Origin of the sequence: Microbacterium paraoxydans, from assembly GCF_018224615.1 — a bacterium.
GTDB lineage: Bacteria > Actinomycetota > Actinomycetes > Actinomycetales > Microbacteriaceae > Microbacterium > Microbacterium paraoxydans_B.
Genome location: NZ_JAGTUK010000003.1, coordinates 516,491 through 537,265, shown reverse-complemented (window position 1 = coordinate 537,265; position 20,775 = coordinate 516,491). Strand labels below are relative to the sequence as shown.

General features: G+C 68.3%; 21 protein-coding genes and 1 tRNA gene. 13 read left to right on the top strand and 9 right to left on the bottom strand.

Going from position 1 to position 20,775, the window contains the following annotated elements:
• The first annotated feature begins 18 nt into the window (after nt 1-18).
• Together ettA and KE274_RS12755 are read left to right on the top strand one after the other, a co-directional pair.
• Complete coding sequence (gene ettA / locus KE274_RS12760; protein WP_211544294.1) at nt 19-1,698, top strand: energy-dependent translational throttle protein EttA; 1,680 nt, start codon at nt 19-21, stop codon at nt 1,696-1,698.
• 3 nt (nt 1,699-1,701) lie between these two features.
• Nucleotides 1,702-2,190 carry an acyl-CoA thioesterase gene (locus KE274_RS12755; RefSeq protein ID WP_211544292.1) on the top strand — a complete coding sequence of 163 codons (489 nt, stop codon included), beginning with the start codon at nt 1,702-1,704 and terminating at the stop codon, nt 2,188-2,190.
• A 42-nt stretch (nt 2,191-2,232) separates the two neighbouring features.
• Here KE274_RS12755 and KE274_RS12750 read toward each other — a convergent pair whose 3' ends face one another.
• Nucleotides 2,233-3,123, bottom strand: a complete 891-nt coding sequence (locus tag KE274_RS12750) for an acyl-CoA thioesterase (RefSeq protein ID WP_211544290.1) — start codon at nt 3,121-3,123, stop codon at nt 2,233-2,235.
• Between the two features lie 49 nt (nt 3,124-3,172).
• On the opposite strand from KE274_RS12750, the gene KE274_RS12745 reads away from it, so the two are divergent.
• Nucleotides 3,173-3,838 carry a hypothetical protein gene (locus KE274_RS12745; RefSeq protein WP_211544288.1) on the top strand — a complete coding sequence of 222 codons (666 nt, stop codon included), beginning with the start codon at nt 3,173-3,175 and terminating at the stop codon, nt 3,836-3,838.
• Nucleotides 3,839-3,850: 12 nt separating this feature from the next.
• Here the strand turns inward: KE274_RS12745 and KE274_RS12740 are convergent, their stop codons facing one another.
• From KE274_RS12740 to pepN, 4 genes are all read right to left on the bottom strand, one after another.
• Complete coding sequence (locus tag KE274_RS12740; RefSeq protein WP_211544286.1) at nt 3,851-5,515, bottom strand: FAD-binding dehydrogenase; 1,665 nt, start codon at nt 5,513-5,515, stop codon at nt 3,851-3,853.
• Complete coding sequence (locus tag KE274_RS12735; RefSeq protein ID WP_249186425.1) at nt 5,512-6,003, bottom strand: globin; 492 nt, start codon at nt 6,001-6,003, stop codon at nt 5,512-5,514. Before KE274_RS12735 ends, KE274_RS12740 begins: the two co-directional genes overlap by 4 nt.
• Nucleotides 5,958-7,031, bottom strand: coding sequence for a mechanosensitive ion channel family protein (locus KE274_RS12730; protein ID WP_211544282.1), 1,074 nt, complete (start codon nt 7,029-7,031; stop codon nt 5,958-5,960). The genes KE274_RS12735 and KE274_RS12730 overlap by 46 nt, the downstream gene beginning before the upstream one ends.
• A 78-nt stretch (nt 7,032-7,109) precedes the next feature.
• Nucleotides 7,110-9,662 (bottom strand): aminopeptidase N, encoded by a 2,553-nt coding sequence (gene pepN / locus KE274_RS12725; RefSeq protein ID WP_211544280.1) that lies wholly within the window; start codon nt 9,660-9,662, stop codon nt 7,110-7,112.
• A 166-nt stretch (nt 9,663-9,828) separates the two neighbouring features.
• On the opposite strand from pepN, the gene KE274_RS12720 reads away from it, so the two are divergent.
• Genes KE274_RS12720 through KE274_RS12700 form a run of 5 tightly spaced genes read left to right on the top strand, consistent with a single transcriptional unit; the run spans nt 9,829 to nt 14,719 of the window.
• Nucleotides 9,829-11,013 carry a ferrochelatase gene (locus tag KE274_RS12720; RefSeq protein ID WP_211544278.1) on the top strand — a complete coding sequence of 395 codons (1,185 nt, stop codon included), beginning with the start codon at nt 9,829-9,831 and terminating at the stop codon, nt 11,011-11,013.
• 38 nt (nt 11,014-11,051) lie between these two features.
• Nucleotides 11,052-11,537 carry a ribose-5-phosphate isomerase gene (locus KE274_RS12715; RefSeq protein WP_211544276.1) on the top strand — a complete coding sequence of 162 codons (486 nt, stop codon included), beginning with the start codon at nt 11,052-11,054 and terminating at the stop codon, nt 11,535-11,537.
• A 1-nt stretch (nt 11,538) separates the two neighbouring features.
• Nucleotides 11,539-12,537 carry an Fpg/Nei family DNA glycosylase gene (locus KE274_RS12710; protein ID WP_211544274.1) on the top strand — a complete coding sequence of 333 codons (999 nt, stop codon included), beginning with the start codon at nt 11,539-11,541 and terminating at the stop codon, nt 12,535-12,537.
• Between the two features lie 38 nt (nt 12,538-12,575).
• Complete coding sequence (locus KE274_RS12705) at nt 12,576-13,217, top strand: FMN-binding negative transcriptional regulator (protein ID WP_211544272.1); 642 nt, start codon at nt 12,576-12,578, stop codon at nt 13,215-13,217.
• Nucleotides 13,214-14,719, top strand: coding sequence for an amidohydrolase (locus KE274_RS12700; RefSeq protein WP_211544270.1), 1,506 nt, complete (start codon nt 13,214-13,216; stop codon nt 14,717-14,719). Before KE274_RS12705 ends, KE274_RS12700 begins: the two co-directional genes overlap by 4 nt.
• Before the next feature lie 52 nt (nt 14,720-14,771).
• Here the strand turns inward: KE274_RS12700 and KE274_RS12695 are convergent, their stop codons facing one another.
• A complete protein-coding gene (locus KE274_RS12695) occupies nt 14,772-15,257 on the bottom strand; it encodes a Dps family protein (RefSeq protein WP_211544268.1) in 486 nt (161 codons plus the stop codon).
• Between the two features lie 132 nt (nt 15,258-15,389).
• Between KE274_RS12695 and KE274_RS12690 the strand changes: the two genes are divergently transcribed.
• From KE274_RS12690 to KE274_RS12675, 4 genes are all read left to right on the top strand, one after another.
• Nucleotides 15,390-15,944, top strand: coding sequence for a gamma carbonic anhydrase family protein (locus tag KE274_RS12690; RefSeq protein WP_211544266.1), 555 nt, complete (start codon nt 15,390-15,392; stop codon nt 15,942-15,944).
• 13 nt (nt 15,945-15,957) lie between these two features.
• A tRNA-Ile gene (locus tag KE274_RS12685) sits at nt 15,958-16,031 on the top strand.
• Between the two features lie 84 nt (nt 16,032-16,115).
• The gene (locus KE274_RS12680) at nt 16,116-17,333 is read left to right on the top strand and encodes a globin domain-containing protein (RefSeq protein ID WP_211544264.1); all 1,218 of its coding nucleotides are present in this window, start codon (nt 16,116-16,118) and stop codon (nt 17,331-17,333) included.
• 157 nt (nt 17,334-17,490) lie between these two features.
• On the top strand, nt 17,491-17,751 hold the full coding sequence (locus tag KE274_RS12675) for a DUF6458 family protein (RefSeq protein ID WP_211544262.1): 261 nt from the start codon (nt 17,491-17,493) through the stop codon (nt 17,749-17,751).
• Between the two features lie 53 nt (nt 17,752-17,804).
• On the opposite strand, the gene KE274_RS12670 is transcribed toward KE274_RS12675, so the two are convergent.
• A complete protein-coding gene (locus tag KE274_RS12670) occupies nt 17,805-18,122 on the bottom strand; it encodes a DUF7882 family protein (RefSeq protein ID WP_211544260.1) in 318 nt (105 codons plus the stop codon).
• Nucleotides 18,123-18,296: 174 nt separating this feature from the next.
• Entirely contained in the window at nt 18,297-19,214 is a 918-nt protein-coding gene (locus KE274_RS12665; protein ID WP_211544258.1) for a helix-turn-helix transcriptional regulator, read from the bottom strand.
• Between the two features lie 115 nt (nt 19,215-19,329).
• On the opposite strand from KE274_RS12665, the gene KE274_RS12660 reads away from it, so the two are divergent.
• A complete protein-coding gene (locus KE274_RS12660; protein ID WP_211544256.1) occupies nt 19,330-20,229 on the top strand; it encodes an alpha/beta fold hydrolase in 900 nt (299 codons plus the stop codon).
• Here the strand turns inward: KE274_RS12660 and KE274_RS12655 are convergent.
• On the bottom strand, nt 20,189-20,674 hold the full coding sequence (locus KE274_RS12655; protein WP_211544254.1) for an Lrp/AsnC family transcriptional regulator: 486 nt from the start codon (nt 20,672-20,674) through the stop codon (nt 20,189-20,191). The genes KE274_RS12660 and KE274_RS12655 overlap by 41 nt on opposite strands.
• Between the last annotated feature and the right edge of the window lie 101 nt (nt 20,675-20,775).

Below are 20,775 nucleotides of genomic sequence, written 5' to 3'. Positions count from 1 at the left end.
CAGAAGGAGCGGTTTTCGGTGGCTGAGTACATCTACTCGATGGTGCGTGCGCGCAAGGCAGTGGGCGAGAAGCTCATCCTCGACGACGTCACGATGGCGTTCCTTCCCGGAGCGAAGATCGGCATGGTCGGCCCGAACGGGGCCGGTAAGTCGACGATCCTCAAGATCATGGCGGGTCTCGATACACCGTCGAACGGAGAGGCGAAGCTCTCGCCCGGATACTCCGTCGGGATCCTGATGCAGGAGCCGGAGCTGGACGAGTCCAAGACGGTGCTGGAGAACATCCAGGACGGCATCGCGATCAAGGCGAAGCTGGACCGTTTCAACGAGATCTCGGCGCTGATGGCCGACCCCGATGCCGACTTCGACGCGCTGCTGGCCGAGATGGGCACGCTGCAGGAGGAGATCGACGCGGCCGACGGCTGGGACCTCGACTCGCAGCTGGAGCAGGCCATGGATGCGCTGCGGACCCCTCCGGGGGACGCGGCGATCGCACCCCTGTCCGGAGGTGAGAAGCGTCGCGTGGCCCTCGCCAAGCTCCTTCTCCAGAAGCCCGACCTGCTGCTGCTCGACGAGCCGACCAACCACCTCGACGCGGAGAGCGTGCTCTGGCTCGAGCAGCACCTGCAGTCGTACAAGGGCGCGGTCATCGCGATCACCCACGACCGGTACTTCCTCGACCACGTCGCCGAGTGGATCGCGGAGGTCGACCGCGGCCGGCTGATCGGCTACGAGGGCAACTACTCGACGTACCTGGAGAAGAAAGCCGAGCGTCTCGACATCCAGGGCAAGAAGGACGCGAAGCTCGCCAAGCGACTCAAGGACGAACTGGAGTGGGTCCGCTCCAGCGCCAAGGGCCGTCAGACGAAGTCGAAGGCGCGTCTGGCTCGTTACGAGGAGATGGCTGCTGAGGCGGAGCGGACGCGGAAGCTGGACTTCGAGGAGATTCAGATTCCGGCCGGTCCGCGACTCGGCAACGTCGTCATCGAGGCGAAGAACCTGCAGAAGGGGTTCGACGGACGGTCGCTCATCGACGGCCTCAGCTTCAGCCTGCCGCCGAACGGCATCGTCGGCGTGATCGGCCCGAACGGCGTCGGCAAGACCACGCTGTTCAAGACGATCGTCGGTCTCGAGCCCCTCGACGGCGGTGACCTCAAGATCGGTGAGACGGTCAAGATCAGCTACGTCGACCAGTCGCGTTCGTCGATCGACCCGAACAAGACGCTGTGGGAGGTCGTGTCGGACGGGCTCGACTTCATCACCGTCGGCAAGACCGAGATCCCCTCGCGGGCCTACGTGTCGAAGTTCGGCTTCAAGGGTCCGGACCAGCAGAAGAAGGCCGGCGTGCTGTCGGGCGGTGAGCGCAACCGACTGAACCTCGCGCTCACCCTGAAGGAAGGCGGCAACCTGCTGCTCCTCGACGAGCCGACCAACGACCTCGATGTCGAAACCCTGAGCTCGCTCGAAAACGCCCTGCTGGAGTTCCCCGGCTGCGCCGTCGTCATCACCCACGACCGGTGGTTCCTCGACCGCATCGCGACGCACATCCTGGCGTACGAGGGCACCGACGAGAAGCCCGATCAGTGGTACTGGTTCGAGGGGAACTTCGAGGCCTACGAGCAGAACAAGATCGAGCGCCTCGGTCCCGATGCGGCCAAGCCGCACCGCTCGACCCACCGCAAGCTCACGCGCGACTGAGCCATGACCGCGTCGTCGCCGGGAACCCGCCTGCACATCCAGATCCACCTCCGCTGGGGGGATCTGGATGCGTTCAACCACGTCAACAACACCTCGATGCTCAAACTGCTCGAGGAAGCACGCGTTCGCGCGTTCTGGCGGGCGGGTCCCGGTGAAGAAGCGCCCTCGACCGCGGTGCTGGACTCGGGCATCGACGAGGGGATCCTGACGCTGATCGCCCGGCAGGAGATCGAGTACCTCGCACCGGTGCCCTACCAGCGCCGCCCGCTCGAGGTGCAGATGTGGTTCGGCAAGCTCGGCGGGTCGAGCGTCGAGGTGTGCTACGAAGTGCACAACGATCCGACCGCGGAGCCGCGCGTGCTGTACGCGCGATCGACCGCGATCATCGTGCTCGTCGATGCCGGCACCGGCCGACCGACGCGGCTCACGGCGGAGATGCGGGAGGCCTGGGAGCCCTACGTCGGACCGTCGATCGAGTACACGCACCGCTGACCCGATCCGCAGGATCGTCCGGGTCGCGGATCGAGGGGCCGGTCAGGGTGTCTCGGAAGGCACCCGGATCATGATCTCCTGTGCCACGCTCGCCACCAGCGAGCCGTCGCGCGTATAGATGCGCCCCGTCGCCAGACCTCGCCCGCCGCGCGCGTTCGGGGACTCCTGGGCGTAGAGCAACCACTCGTCGACCCGCGCTGGCCGGTGCCACCACATCGCGTGGTCGAGGCTCGCCACCTTGAGGCCCTCGTGGGCCCAGGACACTCCATGCGCCCGCAGAATGGACTCCTGGATGGTCATGTCGCTCAGGTACGCCAATGCCGCGCGGTGCAGCCGCTGATCGTCGGAGAGCGGGGCCCGCAGCCGCATCCACACAGCCTGCCGCGGTAGCCGGGCGTCGTCGTTCGGAAGGTACAGCGGTGAGTCCACGTGGCGGATATCCGCCGCTCGATCGGTCAGCATCCGGCGGGCGCCTCCGGTGAGACCCGGCACGCGGTCCTCGTCGGGGGAGAGCGTCTCCGGATCGGGTACGCCCTCGGGCATGGGCTCCGCGTGCTCGACTCCCGGATCCGCGTCCTGGAACGACGCGATCATCGAGAAGATCGGCACCCCGTTCTGGTAGGCCTGCGTGCGGCGCGTGGAGAACGAGCGGCCGTCGTGGATGCGGTCCACGGCGATCGTGATGCCCTGGCTCGCGTCGCCGGGCCGCAGGAAGTAGCCGTGCATCGAGTGGACCGCACGATCCTCCGGCAACGTGCGCTCGGCCGCCAGAAGCGTCTGTGCCAGCACCTGGCCGCCGTAGATGCGTCCGCTCGGCATCGGGTGCGAGGAGCCCGTGAAGATGTCCTCGGTGGTCCGCGCCTGGGTGACGTCGAGGTCGAGCACCTCGAGGAGTCGATCGACGGTCTGTCTGGCGTGGTCGTCCGCGCTCATGGGTTCCTCTCCGCGACCGCAGGCGCCGCACCTTGGTAGTTTAGAACGCGTGCCGCATACGCTCCCGCTCGCCGATCCCGAAACGGCGAAGGATGTCCTGACGTTCGTGGGCCGGGCGGGCCGCGTCGGCGATGCGGGCGTCCGCCTCCAGGCCGCGGGTGGCGTCCTCGCGCTGACCACGGCGGTGCTCTCCCCGCAGACCCTCTTCGATCAGACGCCGACGATCCTGGCGATGCGCATCGTCCACGCCGATCCCGAGCTCGAGTGCGACGTCGTGGTGGAGGGACTCACGCCGACGGAGTCGCCTGAGCGTCTCGCGTTTCCCGACACCGGCCTCTCGCCGTCTTGGGCGGGCATGTCGCCCCCACGCCGGGGGTGGGTCGTGGAGGCCTCTCTGGACGCGTCTGTCATCGCACAGCGAGCGCAGTGGGGCATCTCCGCCGTGGCGCGCGGCGCGGGCGTCGGCTCAGGGGAGGAAGCGGTCCGCTCGTTGCGGGCGGCGATCTGGGGCGAACCCGATGACGACCTCGATGGGCTGCCGCGCGGAATGGCCTTCGCCGCGGATGCCATGGGGTTCATCTCTGGCGAGGAGGGCGTCGCGGTGTCGCGCGCCGGCCGCTGGACGCGGCTCGCCTTCCGCCGCGGTCATGTGCTGGCGCGTGGTCCCGTCGCGACGGGCCTCACGGGCGTGCGGGAGACCGGCACTCAGGGCTGAACGGGAACGGGTTCAGCCCGTTATCGCGGCCGCACGGCCTGCCTGCCGCCCGGAGAACAGGCACCCACCGAGGAACGTGCCCTCCAGTGCCCGATACCCGTGAACGCCGCCTCCGCCGAACCCGCTGGCCTCACCTGCGGCGAACAACCCTGGGATCGGCAGGCCCTGCGGGTCTAGCGCCCGGCCGTCGAGGTCGGTCTGGATGCCGCCGAGCGACTTGCGCGTGAGGACATGAAGCTTCACGGCGATGAGTGGTCCAGCCGAGGGGTCTTGCAGTCGGTGAGGCGCGGCCGTGCGGATGAGCTTGTCGCCCCGGTAGGCGCGCATCGAACGAAGCATGCCGATCTGTGCGTCCTTCGTGAACTCGTTGTCGATCTCCCGGTCGCGCGCCTGCACTTCGCGTCGCACGGTGTCGAGGTCGAGCGTTTCCCCGCCGTCCTGACGGCGCATCTGCTCGAGCAGCGACTCCAGGTCGTTCTCCACGATGAAGTCCGGGCCTTCGTCGAGGAACGCCTGTACGGGGCCGGTCGGTCCTTTCGCGAGCCGCGACCGCAGCAGCAAGCCGACATCTTTACTGGTGAGGTCGGGGTTCTGCTCGCTGCCGGACAGCGCGAACTCCTTCTCCACGATCTGCCGGGAGGTGACGAACCACGAGTGGTCGTGGCCCGTACGCCGCAGGTGTTCCAGCGTGCCGAGTGTGTCGAACCCGGGGAACAGCGGCACCGGGAGGCGCTTTCCTGTCGCGTCGAGCCAGAGCGAGGACGGTCCGGGAAGGATGCGGATACCGTGTGCGGGCCACACCGGGTCCCAGTTCGTGATGCCCTCGACGTAGTGCCACATCCGATCGCCGTTGATGAGCCGGGCTCCAGCCTCTGCGGCGACGGCCTGCATCGAGCCGTCGACGTATGCGGGAACACCCGAGAGCATGTGCGTCGGCGGGGTGCCGAGTCGTTCGGGCCAGGCCGCCCGGACCAGCTCGTGATTGCCGCCGATGCCGCCGGAGGAGACGACGGTCGCCGTTGCGGTGATCTCGAACTCGCCGATCACCTCCCGTGACGACGGGGCACCGCGCTCCGCCCCGCTCGAGGCGAGGACCGAGCCGCGTGCACCGGTGACGCGACCGTCGGCCACGATGAGCCCGTCGACGCGGTGTCGGGGGAGGACCGTCAGCCGCCCCCGTCGTTCGCCTTCCTCGACGGCGGCGACGAACGGCGCCACGATCCCCGGGCCCGTGCCCCAGGTGATGTGGAAGCGCGGCACGGAGTTCCCCGGGCCGATCGCACCATAGCCTCCGCGCTCCGCCCAGCCCACCACGGGGAAGAAGCCCACGCCGAGTCCGCGCAGCCAGGAGCGTTTCTCTCCCGCGGCGAACTGGAGGTACGCCTCTGCCCACCGGCGCGGCCACTCGTCCTCGGGGCGATCGAAACCGGCGTTCCCGAACCAGTCCTGGGTGGCGAGCTCGAGCGAATCCTTGATGCCGAAGCGGCGCTGCTCGGGGGAGTCCACGAAGAACAGTCCGCCGAACGACCACCACGCCTGTCCGCCGAGGTTCGTGCGTGGCTCCTGGTCGACGATGATGACGCGTCGCCCGGCGTCGAGCGCCTCGGCCGCGGCCACGAGCCCGGACAGCCCCCAACCGATCACCAGGACGTCTGTGGTCGGGGGCATCGTCGTCATGTGTTCTCCGTTGATTCCTGACGTGTACGGGTCTCGAGCGTGGGCCGTCCGTGCGGCTCGGCGCCGATGCCCGACGGCTCGAATGTGTTCACCATGGCATAGGCCGCGCGCTCGAGGTAGTCCCACAGCGTGGATTCGTGCAGCGGAGACAACTGCGCTTCATCGACGGCCGTGCGCATGTGACGAAGCCAACGATCACGGGCGTCCGGGTCGATGTGGAACGGCATGTGCCGCATCCTCAGCCGGGGGTGACCGCGGGTCTCGCCGTAGGTCGTCGGGCCGCCCCAGTACTGCTCCAGGAAGAGACGCAGCCGATCCTCCGCCGGGCCCAGATCTTCCTCCGGGTACATCGGCTTGAGCACCGGGTCGAGTGCCACCTCGCGGTAGAAGGCCGACACGATCTTCCGGAACGTCTCGTGCCCGCCGACCTCGTCGTAGAACGTCACTGCTCGGCACTCCCATCTGTCGACGGCTTCTTGCGGCGCCAGATGCCGCGTTCCGGGACGGCCGGGACTCCGGTGACCGCATTCGGACGCGTCTTGGGCGGGTTCGCGCCGCGCACCCGTCGGGCGCCCTCGAGCCCGGTCGGCACCACGTCGGACATGTGCGGTACGGCGATCTCCTTCTCGAGCAATGCGGCACGCAGACGGCGACGCAGCTCCTGGGCGACGTCGTCGCGCGCGTTCGCGCGGGTCTTGATGACGACGCGGACGACGAGGGCGTCCCCGTCGATGGACTCCAGGCCCCACAGTTCGGGCTTCTCGACCACGCGCGTCCGCCATTTGGGGTCCTTCGCGAGCCCCTGCGCGGTCTCGAGCATGATGTGCTCGACCTGTTCCAGGTCCGCATCCGCAGCGACGCCGGTATCGACGATCGCCCGCGCCCAGCCCTGCGACATGTTGCCGATACGGGTGACCTCACCGTTGCGCACGTACCAGAGCGTGCCGTTGACGTCGCGCACCTGGGTGATGCGCACGCTCACGTACTCGACCACGCCGCTGGCGAGTCCGAGGTCGACGACGTCGCCGATGCCGATCTGGTCCTCCGCGACCAGGAAGATGCCGTTGAGGACGTCCTTGACGATGTTCTGCGCACCGAAACCCAGACCGGCGCCGACGGCCGCCGTGAGCAGGGTGAGCGACCCGAGCAGACTGTTGTCGATCGCATTGACGATCAGCACGATCGCGATCACGACCAGCATGACGTTCACGATGTTCTGCAGAATTGTGCCGAGAGTCCTGGTGCGTTGCACCAGGCGCATGTCGGCCAGCGGCGAGCGTTCCAGTGCCTGCGTGTCGTCGACGGAGGCCTTGTTCTTGGCGCTGTCCACGATCCGGTGCACGACGCGCTTGATCACCCGGCGCAGGATGAGGGCGATCAGCACGCACGACGCGATGATGATGGCGACGACGAGAACCTTGCCGCCGATGTGACCGAGGGTGGCGAGCAGCGCCTGCACCCAGTCGGGAAGAGGCGTTGGTGCGGGAGGTTCGGTGGTCTCGAGGGGGATGAGCATCGTCCACGAGTTTACCGAGCGGGCCTCTGCCCCGGCTGGAAGCACGGCGGCAGAGGCCCGGTTCGGGGGTGCGGAAGGTCAGTCCTCCGCGTCGCGCGCCTGTGCGGCGAGGGCGCGCTCGACGTCAGCCAGGTTCTCCAGCACGAGGCGCCGCAGCGCGGGCGGGGCATCCTGGTGCGCCGACAGCCAGCCGCGCGTCGCATCGCGCAGGGCGATGTCTGCGAGCGCGGTCGGGAACAGGCCGACCACGAGGTACTGGGCGATCTGGTACGTGCGCGACTCCCAGACCGGCAGCAGCATGTCGAAGTACTTCGGCACGAAGTCGCCGAGCACAGCGGTGCCCGCGGGGTGGACGAAACCGAGAGCCGCCGAGCGGACGATGGTGTTCGGAGCGTCGTCCCGCTCGATCAGCGACGCCCATGCGGCCTGCTTCGAAGCGGCGTCGGGCAGGGCGGCACGTGCCTGCGCCGCGAACTCTGCGCCCTTGGCCGTGTTGTCCGCCGCCAGTGCCGCGTCGATCGTCGCCGCGTCGGTCGCACCGATGGTGGCCAGGCCGACGAGCAACTGCCAGTTGAGGTCGGCGTCGATCTCGAGCCCGGGGAGCGATTCCTCGCCCGACCGCAGTCGCCCAACGATGCCCGCGTGCTCGGGTGTGACCAGCGCGTTCGCGAACGCCGTGACGAACTGGAGCTGGCTGTCGCTGCCGGCCTCCGCGGCCTCCGCCAGTGCCCAGAGACCGTCCGCGACCTTGAGGCGCGCGGCCTCGCGCTCCTCCGGCCGCACGTACAGCGTGGCCGCCGTGCGCAGCTGGGCGAGGGTCGTTCGCACCGTGGTGGACTCGGTCTCGCGGCCGATGTTGCCCAGCACGAGGTCGATGTAGTCCGACGCGGCCGTCTCCGCGTCACGCGTCTGATCCCACGCCGCGCCCCACACGAGCGACCGCGCGAGCGGGTCGTGGATGTCGGCGAGGTGCGCGATCGCCGTGGCCAGCGACTTCTCGTCGAGACGGATCTTCGCGTAGGCGAGGTCGTCGTCGTTCAGCAGGATGAGGTCGGGACGCGCGAGGCCCTGGAGCTCCGGCACCTCGGTGCGGTCGCCGTCGACGTCGACCTCGATGTGATGCACGCGGGTGAGCGTGCCGTCCTGCAGCGAGTAGAAGCCGATGCCGAGACGGTGCGGGCGGATCGTCGGGTAGTCGGCCGGTGCCGTCTGCGTGATCGCGAAGCGGGAGATCTTGCCGTCATCGCCCTCGGCCACCACGGGCTCGAGCGTGTTGACGCCGGCCGTCTCCAGCCACTTCTTCGACCACGTGCTCAGGTCGCGGCCGCTGGTGGCCTCGAGCTCGGAGAGCAGGTCGCTGAGCTCGGTGTTGCCCCACGAGTGCTTCTGGAAGTACTGCGACACCCCGGCGAAGAACGCCTCGATCCCGACCCAGGCCGCAAGCTGCTTCAGGACGGAGCCGCCCTTGGCGTAGGTGATGCCGTCGAAGTTCACCTGGACGTCTTCCAGGTCGTTGATCTCGGCGACGATCGGATGCGTCGAGGGGAGCTGGTCCTGACGGTAGGCCCAGGTCTTCTCCATCGCGTTGAACGTGGTCCACGCCTCGGTCCACTCGGTGGCCTCGGCGGTGGCGATGGTGGAGGCCCACTCCGCGAACGACTCGTTGAGCCAGAGGTCGTTCCACCACTTCATCGTGACCAGGTCGCCGAACCACATGTGGGCGAGCTCGTGCAGGATCGTGACGACCCGCCGCTCGCGGACCGCATCGGTCACCTTGCTGCGGAAGACGTAGGTCTCGGTGAACGTGACGGCGCCTGCGTTCTCCATGGCGCCCGCGTTGAACTCGGGCACGAAGAGCTGGTCGTATTTCGCGAACGGGTAGGGGACGCCGAACTTCTCCTCGAAGTACGCGAAGCCCTCGCGGGTCTTGTCGAAGATGTAGTCGGCGTCGAGGTGCTGCCACAGGCTCTTGCGGCCGTAGACACCCAGCGGGATCACGCGGCCGGAGGCGCTGGTGAGCTCAGAGAAGGTTGACTCGTACGGTCCCGCGACGAGGGCAGTGATGTACGAGGAGATGCGGGGCGTCGGCTCGAAGCCCCAGGTGGCCGTGACCTCGTCGTCGTGCACGATCGGCTCGGGAGTGGGGGAGTTCGACACGACCTTCCAGGCCGCAGGTGCCGTGACCGTGAACTGGAACGTGGCCTTGAGGTCGGGCTGCTCGAACACCGCGAAGACCCGGCGGGAATCGGGCACCTCGAACTGCGAGTAGAGGTACACCTCGCCGTCGACCGGGTCCACGAAGCGGTGCAGACCCTCGCCGGTGTTGGTGTAGAGGCAGTCCGCGTCGACTACCAGGACGTTCTCGGCCTGGAGCCCCGACAGCGCGATCCGCGAGTCCGCGAACACATCCTGCGGGTCGAGCTGCTCTCCGTTGAGCGAGATCTCGCGCACGTCGCGGGCGATCAGGTCGATGAAGGTGAAGCTGTCGGGCGTCGCGGAGAAACGCACGACGCTGCGGGAGCCGAACACCTCGGCGCCCTTGGTCAGATCGAGGGCGACCTCATAGGAGTGCGTGTCGATGACATCGCGGCGCTCCTGCGCTTCGATTCGGGTGAGGTTCTCTCCAGGCAAAGCTGTACTCCCAGGGGTGAGGGGATGTAACCGGGGTCGGCGCAGTTGGCGCCGACGGCAACCATGACAGCCTACGCCAGTGCGTGCGAGGCGCTCGCGTTCGGACGCGCATTGTCACGGCGACGTGCGGGTAAACGCACGCGCGCAGAGGTGGGAAGATGGAGGGGTGACTGCGATCGAGCCGAATGTCGTCCCCTTTGCCTCGCCTGCCGCCGCCAGCGGCGCGCCCTTCGTGACCACCCCCGTCGCCTATGACGCGATCCTCCTCGCCGGTTTCGGCGGGCCGGAGGGCCAGGAGGACGTGATCCCCTTCCTCCGCAACGTCACGCGTGGCCGCGGCATCCCCGACGAGCGCCTTGAAGAGGTGGCGCATCACTACCGCCACTTCGGAGGCGTGAGCCCGATCAATGGACAGAACCGGGTGCTCAAGGACGCGCTGCAGAAGGCACTGACCGCGCGCGGCATCGACCTGCCGGTGTACTGGGGCAACCGCAACTGGGCGCCCTACCTGGAAGAGGTCGTGCCCGAGGCCGCGCGAAACGGACACACGACGCTGCTGGCCTTCGCGACGAGTGCCTATAGCTCGTTCTCCAGCTGCCGCCAGTACCGCGAAGACTTCGCGCGGGTGCTGGAGGAGACGAACCTGGGCGACACCGTCACGATCGACAAGATCCGCCCGTTCTATGACCACCCGGGCTTCGTCGAGGCTTTCGAGTCCGGGGTTCGCGAAGCCATCGAGGGGTTCCTCGCGCAGGACATCGCCGCGCAGGACATCCAGATCCTCTTCTCCACGCACAGCATCCCGACGGCCGACGCCGAGCGCTCGGGCGCCCGCGACATCCACTGGGGTGAGGGCGGTGCATACGCCGCGCAGCACCTGGCCGTCGCGGCCTGGGTCATGGACCGGGTGCGTCAATCCGTCCCGGCCGCTGCCGACGTCGCCTGGGAGCTCGTCTACCAGTCGCGTTCCGGCCCCGCCTCGCAGCCGTGGCTGGAGCCCGATGTGTGCGACGTCATCGGAGAGCTGCCCGCTCGCGGCCGCAAGGCTGTCGCTGTCGTCCCGGTCGGATTCATGAGCGACCACATGGAGGTGCTCTGGGACCTCGATACGGAGGCGGCCGAGGTGGCGGAGGAAGCAGGACTCGCCTTCACCCGCACTCCGACTCCCGGTGTGGCTCCCAGCTTCGTCGAGGGGATCGTCGATCTCATCGAGGAGCGGCTGCAGGGGCGCCCGAACGAGGAGCGTGCCCACGTGACCTCGCTTCCTGGCGGATTCGACGTCTGCCGTCCGGGCTGCTGCGAGAACATCAGGGCGGGGTTCAAGCCGGCGGCCGCCGGCGTCGCTCCGTGATCTGAGCGCTGTCTGCGCTGGCTTCTAGGATGGGAGTCATGCGCATCCACATCGCCACCGATCACGCCGGACTCGACTTCTCCACACAGTTGCAGGAGCACCTGCGCACCGCGGGGCACGAGGTCGTTGATCACGGTCCGGTCGAGTACGACGCGCTCGACGACTACCCCGCGTTCTGCATCCGGGCTGCACAAGCGGTGGTGGCGGATCAGGCCGCGGGTGTCGAGGCGCTGGGCATCGTGTTCGGCGGCTCGGGCAACGGCGAACAGATCGCGGCCAATAAGGTGGCGGGGATCAGGGCAGCGCTGGTGTGGAACCTGTCGACGGCTGAGCTCGCGCGTGAGCACAACGACGCCAACGTGATCTCTATCGGCGCGCGGCAGCACACCTACGACGAGGTGACCGCCTTGATCGACCGGTTCATCGCGACCCCCTTCTCCGGCGACGAGCGTCACGTCCGGCGCATCGGGCAGATCGCCGACTTCGAGCGCGACGGCTCGCTGCTTCCGGACCCGCGAGCCTGACATGCCCGAGGGCCACTCCGTACATCGCATCGCCCGGCAGTTCGACCGAAACTTCGTCGGCAAGGTGCTCAGCGCGTCCAGCCCGCAGGGGCGCTTCGCGGAAGGGGCGGCGATCCTCGACGGCCGGACCGCCACGAGCGTGCAGGCCGTCGGCAAACAGATGTTCCTGGAGACCGACGGCGACCTCTGGCTGCGGGTGCACCTCGGGCTCTACGGGGCGTGGGACTTCGCGGGGGAGATCCTGGTCGACCCCACGATCGCCTCGGCGAACGGTCGCATGGGTCAGACCAACCAGCGGGGCACCGTGCTCGACGAGACGATCCTGGACGATGCCGGCGAGAACTCCCTGGCGTCGATCGGTGCCCCCCGGCGGACTCGCGTCCACGTGCGGATGTCCGAGCAGACCAAGGGCCTCGCGGACGAGGGGGCAGAGTGGCCTCCGCCGGTGGTCGGTCAGGTGCGACTTCGCCTCATGACCGACATCACGGCAGCCGATCTGCGCGGTCCCACCGCCTGCGTGCTGCAGACGCCGGAGGAGATGCTCGCCACCGTGGCGAAGCTCGGGCCCGACCCGCTGGTGGGCGATCCCGGAGAGAACGAGGAGCGCTTCGTGCGCGCCGTCCGCAAGAAATCGACGCCCATTGCGCTGCTGCTGATGGATCAGGCCGTCGTGAGCGGTATCGGCAACGTGTACCGAGCCGAGATGCTGTATCGCCAGCGGCTCAACCCGCACACTCCGGGTCGCGACGTTCCGGAGGAGACCGTGCGCGCGCTGTGGCATGACTGGGTACGTCTGCTCGCGATCGGCGTCGAGACCGGACAGATGATGACGATGGACGACCTGTCGCCGGAGGAGTACCGCGCGGCAATGGCCAGCCGCGACGATCGGCACTGGGTGTACCACCGCGCGGGGCTACCCTGTCGGGTCTGCGGGACGGAGATCGCGCTGGAGGAGATCGGTGCGCGAAAGCTCTACTGGTGCCCGCGCTGCCAGGCGTGAGTCGATCCGCAGCATTCCCGCGGCCCTAGGCTGAATCCATGCGACAGAATCCGAGCTTCACGCTCGCCGACGTCACCGAGATGCGGCGCGTGATCGAGGCCAATCCCTGGGCGACCATCGTGAGCTCGACCGACGAGGGGCTCGTTGCTTCTCACTACGCGGTGCTGCTGGACCACGAGCGGGACGACCTCACGATCGTCGCGCATGTCGGGCGCCCCGACGACCTCATCCATGGGCTGGGGGAGCGGGAACTGCTGGTGATCTTCCAGGGCCCGCACGGCTATGTGTCGCCCGGTTGGTACGGTGACGTGCCCGCGGTTCCCACGTGGAACTACACCGCCGTCCATCTGGCCGGCACTCCGGAGATCCTGTCCCCGGAGGAGAACCTGCAGGTGCTGGACCGTCTGGTCGAGCGCTTCGAGACGGTCATGCCGGAGCCGCGTCTGATGTGGCAGCGTCCGAACGACTCCGCGTTCGTGGAGCGTCTCGCCGCAGGAACGGTGGGCTTCCGTCTGACCCCGAGCCGTGTGATCGCGAAGCGGAAGCTCAGCCAGAACAAGCCGGTCGAGACGGTCGAGTCGGTGATCACGGCCCTGGAAGGCGAGGGGCCGTACGCCAACCGTTCCCTGGCAGCCGAGATGCGCCGCGCTCAGGGCGCTCGAACCGGTGCACGTTCGTGACCGCGCGGAACGACACGATCGGCACGATCCGAGCCGTTCGCCTGGCGGGGCCGGGCCGGGAGTTCCTGATCGATGACGAGCCGGTGGACCTGCACCTCGACGGTGGACTCATCGCCGACATCGCGCCGACCGGAGCCCTGCCCGCTCGGGGACAGATACTCGAAGCCGAGGGGGCCTGGGCGGTGCCCGGTCTGTGGGACAACCACGTCCACACGGTCCAGTGGGCGTTGGCCGCCGAACGCGTTCCGCTGCACGACATCGAATCCGCGGCGGCCGCAGCCCGGCGGATGAGCGACGCGCCCACTCTTCCGGACGGACGGCGCGTGGGCACCGGATTCCGCGATGCGCTGTGGCCGGACCGGCCGAGCCTCGCACTGCTCGACGCGGCGACGGGAAGCACGCCCACTTATCTCATCAACGCCGACGTGCACAGCGTGTGGTTGAACTCGGCTGCTCTGACACGTGAGGGCTTCCGTGCCGATGACGGAGTGCTGCGGGAAGAAGACGCCTTCGAGATCTCGCGCCGCCTCAATGCGGTGGATCCGGCGCACAGCGACCAGGCCGTGATCCGCGCCGGTGAGGCGGCGGCTGCGCGGGGTGTCACGGGGCTCGTGGATTTCGACATGGCGTGGAACGCCGAGGCGTGGCCGCGCCGTGTCCGCGCGGGATTCGCGTCGCACCGGGTCGAGTTCGCGTTCTATCCCGCTGACCTCGATCGGGCCGTCCGGGAGGGTCTGCGCAGTGGCGAGACACATGAGGAACCCGACGCGCCCGCCGACGCACGAGGTCTGATCCGCGTCGGGTCCCTCAAGGTCATCAGCGACGGCTCGCTCGGGACTCGTACGGCGGCGTGCTCTCATGCTTACCCGGACGATCCGGGAAACTACGGAATGCTGACCGTTCCCGGCGCGGAGCTGGTGGCGCTGCTGACCGCGGCGACGGGGGCCGGCATCACCGCCGCGGTGCACGCCATCGGCGACCGCGCGGTCACGTCGGCCCTTGACGCATTCACGGTCTCCGGCGCGAGCGGATCGCTCGAGCACGCCCAGCTCGTGCGGCACGCCGACCTGCTCCGGTTCGCGCGCCTCGGGGTGATCGCGAGTGTGCAGCCGCAGCATGCGCTCGACGACCGCGACTTCGTGGAGCACCACTGGGCGGGGCAGACGTCGATCGGTTATCCGCTGTCGTCCTTGGTCGCGGCAGGCGCGGAGCTCCGTTTCGGCTCCGACGCGCCTGTCGCCCCCCTCGATCCGTGGCAGGCGCTCTCTGCCGCGGTGTGGCGTACCGACGACGACCGAGCGTCGTGGCACCCCGAGGAGAGCCTCACCGTCGACCAGGCCCTGTCCGCCAGCGTGCGCACGGCTATCCGCCCGGGAGCGCCGGCGGATATCGTTCTCACAGCTGCGGATCCGCGAACGGCCGACGCCACCACTCTCCGTCGCATGCCGGTTGTGGCCACTGTGCTCGCGGGACGCGTGACGCACATCGACGGGGCCGACTGACGCGAAAGGGCGGCCCCGGAAGACGGGGCCGCCCTTTCGCGCGTACGTCTGATCAGGCCGCGATGTGCGACACGAGGAACCAGCGGTCCTTCTCGAGCCCGCGCTGGATCTCGATCGCGACGTCCTGGCTGGTGAGGTCGACCTCGTCGAGACCCTCGACGGCCGCCTTCACGTCGACGAGGATCGCGTCGATGTCGGCGATCACCGCGCGGATGAGCTCGTCGGACTGGGCGAAGCCCGCAGCGACAGCCGTCGAACCGGCCTTCTCGGCCACAGCGGTGACACGCGCGTCGATCGGCAGGCCGAGGGCGACGATCCGCTCGGCGGCCGTGTCGGCGAAGTCACCCGCGTGCGCGACGATCGTGTCGAGAAGCTCGTGCACACCGACGAAGTTGGCGCCGCGCACATGCCAGTGCGCCTGCTTGCCGTTGATGGTCAGAGCCTGCAGGCCGAGAACCACCGGGGAGAGGAACTGCGCCGCGCCGGCGGCGACGGTGGGGTCGATGGCGGTGGGGGAAACGGTCTGTGCCTTGCTCATCTTGTGCTCCTCCGGGAGATCATCGTGTCTGATGGGAACAACGCTACTCAGCTGAAAATGTTCCGCAAGCAAGATGAGGCATCGCTTACCCCGGGCGAAAGGGTCGGTGCCCGGCGACGTTAGAGTCGCTGCATGAGCGACGAAGCGACGATCCTGTCCCTGCCCGGCCGCACTCCCGACATCGATCCGACGGCGTTCCTCGCCGCCGGAGCCAGGGTCATCGGCGACGTCACGCTGGGAGAGGGATCCAGCGTCTGGTACAACGCGGTCCTTCGCGCGGACTCCGATGCGATCACCGTCGGTGCGGGCAGCAATGCGCAGGACAACGTGTCGATCCACGTCGACCGCGGGCAGCCCGTCGTGATCGGCGACGACGTCTCGATCGGTCACAACGCGGTCGTCCACGGCTGCCGGATCGGTGACGGCTCGCTCATCGGTATGGGTGCGGTGGTGCTGTCGGGGGCGCGCATCGGATCGGAATGCCTCGTCGCCGGCGGGGCGCTCGTGCTCGGTAACGCCGAGGTGCCCGACGGTTCGCTGCTCGCCGGGGTCCCTGCGCAGATCCGGCGTGCGCTGACCGCGGACGAGCGGGCAGGTCTGCGAGAGAACGCCCGCGTCTATCGCGCGCACGTCGCCACGCATCGTGCTGCGTACCGTGCGGACGGCGACGACGCGCCCGGGCGGTAGTCTCAAAGGACAGGGGGCGGTGGCCAAGCTGGTTAAGGCAGTGGGCTCATAACCCAACGATCGTCGGTTCAAGTCCGACCCGCCCTACGACGGGTATTTGCACGGAATCCGGAACGCCAGACGGCGTGGCGGACAGGGAGGCTGAGAGCGTCCTCACTCCGAAAGGAAGCCATGCAGCTCTCACCCACATCCGAAGCCGTCGTTCGCCAGACGGCGGACGTCGTCGCCGCCCGCGCCAAGGAGATCACGCGGCTCTTCTACCCGCAGATGTTCGCGGCGCACCCGGATCTTCTCCGCGTCTTCAACCGTGCGCATCAGGTGCAAGGTGATCAGCCCAGAGCCCTCGCGGCCTCCATTGTCGCGTTCGCCGTCAGCCTTGTCGATCCGTCCGCGCCGGACTTCAGACCCGTGATGCGACGCATCGCGCACAAGCACGTCTCCCTCGGGGTCCGTGCCAGGCAGTACACGATCGTGGGCCACCACCTGCTCGATGCCGTGGGCTCGGTGCTGGGTGGCACGATGACGCCGGAGGTTCGCGCCGCCTGGGATGAGGTGTACTGGTTGTTCGGGTGCTCGCTGATCGCGGAAGAGGCGAAGCTGTACGCGCTGAGCGGGACCGACCCTGAGCACCCCTGGCGCCCTCACCGTGTGATCGAACGGATTCAGGAGACGGCGGACGTGATCACCCTGGTGCTTGAACCCGCGGATGGCAGCAGGGTCGCTGCCCACCGGCCGGGGCAATACGTCGCACTGGCCGTCGATCTTCCGGACGGGTCGCGGCAACCCCGTCAGTACACGCTCTCCGCCGCGCCCGACCATGAAACACTGCGCGTGACGGTCAAGCGGGTCCGTGGAGCGGATGGCGCCCCGGACGGCCAGGTCTCGACGTGGCTGCACGAGCACGCGACGCCGGGCGTGGTGCTGGACGTCTCGCAGCCGACCGGAGACGTCGTCCTCGAACGATCCGACGATCCGCTGGTGCTGATCTCGGCGGGCATCGGGGTGACGCCGGTGGCCGCGATCGTGGATGGCCTGCGGCATTCGCATCCGGAACGCACCGTGCGGCTGTTCCACGCCGATCGGACTGCGGCGTCGCACGCGCTCCTCGGGGCGCTGCAGGACAGCCTCCGCGAACTGAGTGACGCGCGGGCCACGACCTGGTACACCTCCGGAGCCGCGCACGATCACGAGTCCGACTCCGTGCGTTCCGGTCGGATGGATCTGGCGGACGAGGAACTCCCGGATCAGCCGCAGGTCGTCCTGTGCGGTCCGCTCGGCTTCATGCGAGACATGCGTCGCGTGCTGATCGGACGAGGAATCCCGGCGAACCGCATCGACTACGAGGTGTTCGGTCCCGATACGTGGGCGCCGCCGCGACCCGCCGCGTGATCGCTCTGCCTTCACCGATATCGCCGTTCAGCGGCTATTTCTCGTTGCGGAATCACCGTCGAACCGACCGATGAGCCCCGTGTCAAGCCCCTCCTGCGGGCCGTGACGACGCGCCACGCTCAATCTGTGCGGCGTCCGCCGCTGAACGGGAGGCAACATGAGCATCGGCACCGGAATCGTGCTCTTCGTGATCGGGGCGATCCTGGTCTTCGCGGTGAACGTCGAAGTGACCTGGGTGAACCTCGACATGGTCGGATACATCCTCATGGGCGCAGGAGTCGTCATCTTCCTGATCGGCATCGTGCTGCTGGCGCGTCGCCGTCGGACGGAGACCGTCTCGCGCACGTATGTCGACCCCGCCACGGGGGAACCGACCACCCGACGGTCGGTGAGCTCGAGCTCCGACGACGGACTCTGAGCAACGACAGAGGTGGCTCGCGGGAACCCTGGGCCCCGCGAGCCACCTCCGTGTCAGGTGAGTTCGGCGCCTTCGAGGTGCTCCTCGACGAGCGTGATGCCGCCGCTCGAGTTCGCGGAATGGGCGAGTTCTTCGATCCACCGTCGGCTGAGCTCGGGGGTCTCCGGTTCGTCGAACACGAAGCGGAGAGGGATGGAGGGATGCAGCCACAGCGTGGATCGGCCGGGCGCGTCTCCTTCAGGGTGGCGCCAGGACAGCGTGAAGCTCTCGTTCCGGCGAAGCTTGGTGGCGATGACGACCTTGAGGTGAGCGAGAGCCCTGTCCTCGATCTGGATCGGTGTCTGGGTATCTCCGTAGTACAGGCTTCCCATCGTCAGCCGACCCTGTGGTCGCAGGGGGTTGCGGTGTTCATGGCGGCTCCTCGCGGCATGCTCTGGGGAGCCAGATGGCGGCACCCGGTACTTCGGACTCTAATCCGCCGAGCGGCGAGCAATGCGCGTGGCGCGCCACGCGCCGTCACGCACGAAAGAACTGTGCGCGCGGTGTCACGTCCGCGCGAGTGTGGGCGGCGTCGCATACGCCTCGCGGTATGCCGCGGCGAAGCGTGACGAGTTCGTGAATCCCCACCGCCGCGCGACCGCGGCGACGGAAGCCCCGTTGCCCGCCAGCAGATCGCGGTGGGCGCCGTCGAGGCGAGCGCGGCGCAGCGCCTCCGCGGGGGTCATGTCGAGCGCCCGGCGGAAGGCGTACTGCAGACCGCGCGTCGACATATAGGCGGCGGCAGCCACGTCGTCGATCGTGATCGGGAGGTGCGCGTTGTCGTCGATGTAGGCGAGAGCCCTCCGCACCGAGGCGGGCGCGCCGGCGCGCTGGCCCGGGCGTCGCAACGCCCCGCTGAACGTCGTCGAGAAACTCGACATCGTGAGCATGAGGGCGTGGCGCTCCAGCTCCTTCACCACCAGGGGGTCGAGGGCCTCGCCTTCGACGAAGGTGCTGTCGAGGTACGCGAACATCGCTCCCCATCGATCGCCGTCCGCGCGCGTGTGCGGCGACAGTCCCGTGGCCTTCAGCTCGAGGCGGTCGTCTCCGGTCACCTGGCGCATCGTTGCTTGAGCGGCCGCGCGATCGAACACCACCGCGCGCACGCGAGCGCCCTGCTCCCACGTGGCGTCGACCTGCAGGCCATCCGTGAGCCAGGGTGCGCCCGCATCCAGCGGTTGCCGGTGCGACCACACGCGCGCGTCGGGCGCCTCCACACCGCACACCAACAGCTGGTCTTCCGGCTGCGCTCGTGCGTGTACCTGCGCGGAGAGTTCGTATCGCACCAGCGTGGTGGCCCCGAGTTCGACCGAGCGCCAGTCGAAGCGGAAGCGCTGGGGATCCACGTCCTCCAGAGTGGCGGAGGGAACGAACTGCTTCCAGGTGGGTTCCACCTGCGCGACATCCCTGGACGTGAACTGCACCTTCTGCTCCTCATCGGGTGACCGACCCGGGGAAGGAAGGCCACTTGGGAAGATAACCCATTCCGCCGACACCGGGGGAGCGGTTACTCGCAACAACGGCTCGTAGACTCGGATCATGACCGTGCCTTCCCCCTATGCGGACCGCCTCAGGAGCCTGCCCGTGCGGCGTCACGAGGTCGCCGTCCGCGGCGGCGTCACGGCCTACTGGGAATACGGTCCGCACGATGCCGAAGCGACCGTCGTCGCCGTGCACGGCTTCCGCGGGGAGCACCACGGCCTCGAGCCCGTGCTCGCCTATCTGCCCGAAGTGCGAGTCCTGGTCCCCGACCTTCCGGGGTTCGGCGAGACGGCGCCTCTCCCGGGACACCGGCACGACCTCGACACGTATGCGGAGTGGCTGTCGGACTTCGTGGCCGTGACGGCCCCCGGTGCCGTGATCCTCGGGCACTCTTTCGGCTCCATCGTCACAGCGGCCGCCGTAGCGGGCGGGCTCGCGACGCCGCGACTGATCCTGCTCAATCCCATCGGGGCGCCCGCACTGGAGGGGCCCAAGGGGATCATGACCCGGCTTGCCGTGCTGTACTACGCGCTCGGGGCCAAGCTCCCCCCTCGTCTCGGCACCGCGTTGCTGCGCAACCGCATCATCGTGCGGGTCATGAGCATCACGATGGCGAAGACCCGTGATCCGGAGCTGCGCCGCTTCATCCACGACCAGCACGACACCTACTTCTCCCGGTTCTCCGACCGTGACGTGCTGCACGACGCCTTCGTGGCGAGCGTGTCACACGATGTGCGCGAGTTCGCCCCGAAGATCGACGTGCCCACTCTGCTGGTCGCGGCGCAGCGGGACGACATCACCCCGATCGAGGCAGAGCGACGGCTGGCGGCGCTGTTCCCGGATGCCGAACTGGTCGAGATCGCTCACGTCGGGCATCTCATCCACTATGAAACCCCCGTCGAAGCCGCCGGGGCGATCAGGCGCTTCCTGAGGATTCCCGTCGCGCGAGGCCGATGAGCCCGGCGACCCGGAAGGGAATGACTTCTCCCATCGCCAGGGAGGTCTCGGTGCGCTCGACACCGTCGATCGACAGGATGCGCGCATCGGTATCGAACAGGTGTCGGGCATCGCGGCAGGCGACCCTTGCGAGAAGGTCGATCGATCCGCTCAGCCCATGCGCCTGCACGACCTCCGGGATCCGCGCGAGCTCGGTGATGATGCGGGGGAGCTCGGTCTGGCGGACGCCGATACTCACGAACGCCTGCAGCGGGAAGCCGAGCACATCGGGCGAGAAGGCGCGTTCGTAAGAGAGGAACACGCCCGTCTGGTCCAGGCGCGCCATGCGCGCCTGGATGGTGTTGCGCGAGAGTCCCATCTTCTCCGCGAGCGCGACGATCGTGATCCGCGGATCGTCGGCGAGCGCGGTGAGCAGCTCGAGATCGATACGGTCCAGTCCTGGCATAGTGCCAAACCTTAGCAGCCTCCCGCTGGCGAAAAATGAGCAACATGCTCAAGCATGAGCCAGTTGCTTGAGCGAGGTGTTCAGCGGTCGTACCCTCAGAC